At 28.9% G+C, this 3,358-nt stretch carries 7 protein-coding genes; 1 reads left to right on the top strand and 6 read right to left on the bottom strand.

The window, feature by feature from the left end; all coding sequences use genetic code 11:
• From OCV67_RS12890 to OCV67_RS12880, 3 genes are all read right to left on the bottom strand, one after another.
• Positions 1-278, bottom strand: a 278-nt coding sequence (locus tag OCV67_RS12890) for a hypothetical protein (RefSeq protein ID WP_147644347.1), incomplete at its 3' end; no start/stop codon positions are given.
• A 153-nt stretch (positions 279-431) separates the two neighbouring features.
• Positions 432-824 (bottom strand): hypothetical protein, encoded by a 393-nt coding sequence (locus OCV67_RS12885; protein ID WP_147644346.1) that lies wholly within the window; start codon positions 822-824, stop codon positions 432-434.
• A 205-nt stretch (positions 825-1,029) separates the two neighbouring features.
• On the bottom strand, positions 1,030-1,218 hold the full coding sequence (locus tag OCV67_RS12880; RefSeq protein ID WP_147644345.1) for a hypothetical protein: 189 nt from the start codon (positions 1,216-1,218) through the stop codon (positions 1,030-1,032).
• 340 nt (positions 1,219-1,558) lie between these two features.
• Between OCV67_RS12880 and OCV67_RS12875 the strand changes: the two genes are divergently transcribed.
• Positions 1,559-2,074 (top strand): hypothetical protein, encoded by a 516-nt coding sequence (locus OCV67_RS12875; protein ID WP_147644344.1) that lies wholly within the window; start codon positions 1,559-1,561, stop codon positions 2,072-2,074.
• On the opposite strand, the gene OCV67_RS12870 is transcribed toward OCV67_RS12875, so the two are convergent.
• The 3 genes from OCV67_RS12870 to OCV67_RS12860 all read right to left on the bottom strand — a co-directional run.
• Entirely contained in the window at positions 2,071-2,400 is a 330-nt protein-coding gene (locus tag OCV67_RS12870; RefSeq protein WP_147644343.1) for a hypothetical protein, read from the bottom strand. The two genes, OCV67_RS12875 and OCV67_RS12870, sit on opposite strands and share 4 nt — an antisense overlap.
• Positions 2,401-2,434: 34 nt before the next feature.
• Positions 2,435-3,067 carry a BRO-N domain-containing protein gene (locus OCV67_RS12865; protein ID WP_147644342.1) on the bottom strand — a complete coding sequence of 211 codons (633 nt, stop codon included), beginning with the start codon at positions 3,065-3,067 and terminating at the stop codon, positions 2,435-2,437.
• Positions 3,068-3,088: 21 nt separating this feature from the next.
• Positions 3,089-3,358: hypothetical protein (locus tag OCV67_RS12860; protein ID WP_262644641.1), on the bottom strand; the 270-nt coding region annotated here is incomplete at its 5' end.

The raw sequence follows: 3,358 nt of genomic DNA, 5'->3' as shown, positions 1-3,358 counted from the left end.
ACAGTCAAAATAGCTACATCAAATGTTTCTTCATTTAACAGCATTTCTTTTATGTATTTTTTGGGATTAAAGCTTGAATGTTTGTTAAATATCTTATCGTTAACAACTTGATAGCAATTATTATAATCAACTTCACATAACGTATAACCTATACCTTGATTTTCAGCACCGTTATTAAGTAGATCCCTTGTAAAATCCACAATATTATCCTTTATCTCATCTTCACTGCTGAAACCTGACTCTCTCACATCAACATCAATTACAATATTTATCCTCATTTTTTATTCCTCCCATTTTTTGATTTATATTCTTTGAATTCACATTTGCCATTTCGTTTACGGCAATAATATTCACGATCGTCTGTTTTCAATGTGTAACAATGCCGACATTTCAAACATTTTTGTAACCAATCCGGTAATTCTTCCATTATTCTAAACCGCCTCCACTAATTCTATAATCTTATTATTTTTAATAAAGTGTGATTTCATTGATCTGACTGACTTCCAATAGGGTTCATACCAATCATAAGAGTATTCTTTCAGAATTTTCTCTCTAAAATCTTTTTTCTCACGCTTCAGACGTTTTTTCTGCTTGGAATCCAGTAAAGAACTGGTATGCTTCTGATAAAATTTGCGGCGAATCTCACAGTCCTGACTAATCCATTCACCTTTAATTTTTCCATCAACATATACTCCAAGACAATAATGCAGCGGCTTTTCCACAACGCACATTATTGTTATATCATAGCCGTCTATTTTTAAATTTACACTGCCGTATGGACTTGATAAAGCATCCTCAACATTCTTCCAATCTTCTGGTGTCATTTTTTGTCCTTTCCATTCGCCATTGGCGAATTATTTTTATGTATAAAATATTTTAATTTTGAATAAAATAATTTACAACCGGAGGTGTTAAAATGTCTGAAAAAGAAAAACAAAACAAGAAAACAGCTGGTAATAATCAGTGGACAAGCACTCACCAGAAAAGCAAACCTGATACCCGTGAACGTCACGACGGTCCGGGAGGAAATTAACAGATTCCCTGTGAAAACAGGGAATTTTTATTGGGTTTATACATATGATCTGTACACTCCCTCATACTTTCCTGTATTTTCTCTTTACGCCGTCTGCGGATACTGTTGTAAATAATGTGCTTCACACAATTGTCATGACACGCCGGATATCTTGCTGCACAGTTCCGGCATGGATTCTCAATCATAATTTATCGCTTCCCTTCAATTCGCCATTGGCGAATTTTTTATTTATAAATTTTAGACAGCATTTTTAATTAATCAAATAAGTGAATAATGTAAATCCAAAAGCTGAAAGAGAAACCAAAATTCCCATAATATAAGCTTTCAAATTGGATTGTCTTTTTTCTTTAAATATTAAACTACGAAAAACTATTTGATAACGACAATTCTCACATAAACATTTTTCTTTGACTTTCTGTACATTTTTTGTACTTTCACATAAATAACATTTTAACATAATTTTTTCTCCTTTTTATTTTTGTAATTTTATGGTATAATATAAAAAATGGAGGTCATAGCTTAAATATGGATAATATTGTAAAAGAAATAAAAGAATTAATAAAAATTAAATCAATAAGTGCTTCTGATTGTTTTTGGTTAGTAGTATCTATACATATAACTCTATTATTATCAAAACAAAGAGTAGATTTTATAACTATAATATTGAATAAAATTCCAAATTCTAATTTATATTTAGACATTCTATTTTCAGTATCAGTAATTTTTGCCTTTATAAAATATGTAATGAGATATAACATGACATTAAAATACCTAGAAGTTGAAACAAAAACTGATTTAAATCTTGAAAGTAAAGAATACGAAGAACAATTTAAAAAAAATTATTTTAAAGAGTATTTAAAAACTTTATATTTTATAATAATTGCATATTTTATTTCGTTATTTAAATTTTATGACCCAAAATACATAATATTTTATGTAATAATTTTTTCATTATATAAGTTATTAGAAAAATACATGGACAAAATGTTGAACTTAAAAAAATTTATTAAATCTACATTTAATTTTATATTTAAACATTAATTTCTACATTCCAACCATATCAAAAAAATATTTATTAATAATGCTATTGAATTCAATAAAATAAATAGTCCTATATCTTCTTGTGTACACACAGCTATAGAAGTAACAATCCCAATTTCCGGAAGAAGTGCATCCATTTCAAACTTTTTCTTTAATCCTGTTTCATTTACTTTAATGCTTTTATCAATACATCGTATTTCTTTTTCATATTCGTTAGCACATTTTGTACATATGTAATTATTTTTAAATGGTAATGATAATTTTGACGTACTAAATTCCTTTTGGCATATACAACATTTCCCTTTAAATATTTCTCTGAATTTCATTATTTTAAATTCCTTTCCATTCGCCATTGGCGAATTATTTATTATCCAGTTTTCTAAAACCATTATTTTCAAGCTTATTGTACGAATTTGGATAATTAATATAAAACTTAATACCGCAAATACGTCCCTTTTCATTACGGCAAGGCTCAGAGCTTATGTATCCTGACTGTTTAAGCTTGTTAAGATGATTTGTATACATGTCTGTACCCATTTTCAAGTCGTTCAGTACTTTTGAACGACTTATTACAAACTCTGATTTACCCTTCGCACATCTGCATAAGTACATAAATATAGTTTTTGAAGCTGCTGTCAGACTTGAATCTTCCAATATTTCAGCATTTATTGCATTGTATCCTCCGGTTCTATGTATCTCCGGAAGTACTTCATGGGTAATCCATCGGCGAAAAGCTTTGGCTTCAGGCTTATCACTTCGGAGAATTACTGAATATAACCCACTTTCATTGACTATTGTTGCATTTTGTTTACCTCCAAGGGTATGAATTGAAGTCATACCCTTTTCATCTAAATCAAGTCTATCCGCAACTTTTGACGGTGTTGATAAATCTAATACCTTACATATATCACTCAACACCCACCACGTTTCACCGTTACTTTCAATCATTCTGATCGGTGAATTTTCATATAAAAATTCTTGTATATTATTCATTTTTATTTCCTTTCCGATAATCTATATTAATTGTAAATCTCTATTTGCATCATGCCATGTATTATAACATGTGGTTAATTCAGTAAATATATGTCCACCATCACACAGTATAATTTCTGCATTTATATTATCAATTTTCTTAATATATCCTTTTTTAATTTTAGTACTTTGGACTGTCATTTCTATTGATTTTATATTTTTATTTGCAGAAATTTGCTCTCCAATAATTATATAAATCGGTTTTCCTATATAAGCATTAAACATTTGGGAATTCCAAAAGATAACAATTGG

The organism is Porcipelethomonas ammoniilytica (assembly GCF_025567485.1).
GTDB lineage: Bacteria > Bacillota > Clostridia > Oscillospirales > Ruminococcaceae > Porcipelethomonas > Porcipelethomonas ammoniilytica.
Note: the sequence above shows the minus strand (reverse complement) of the source record. Positions and strands in the feature narration are given on the sequence as shown.

What these genes read in the sequence shown, in the direction of transcription:
- OCV67_RS12885 (WP_147644346.1), bottom strand. Translation starts at nt 824, where the DNA reads ATGACACCAGAAGATTGGAAGAATGTTGAGGATGCTTTATCAAGTCCA.
- OCV67_RS12880 (WP_147644345.1), bottom strand. Translation starts at nt 1,218, where the DNA reads ATGATTGAGAATCCATGCCGGAACTGTGCAGCAAGATATCCGGCGTGT.
- OCV67_RS12875 (WP_147644344.1), top strand. Translation starts at nt 1,559, where the DNA reads ATGGATAATATTGTAAAAGAAATAAAAGAATTAATAAAAATTAAATCA.
- OCV67_RS12870 (WP_147644343.1), bottom strand. Translation starts at nt 2,400, where the DNA reads ATGAAATTCAGAGAAATATTTAAAGGGAAATGTTGTATATGCCAAAAG.
- OCV67_RS12865 (WP_147644342.1), bottom strand. Translation starts at nt 3,067, where the DNA reads ATGAATAATATACAAGAATTTTTATATGAAAATTCACCGATCAGAATG.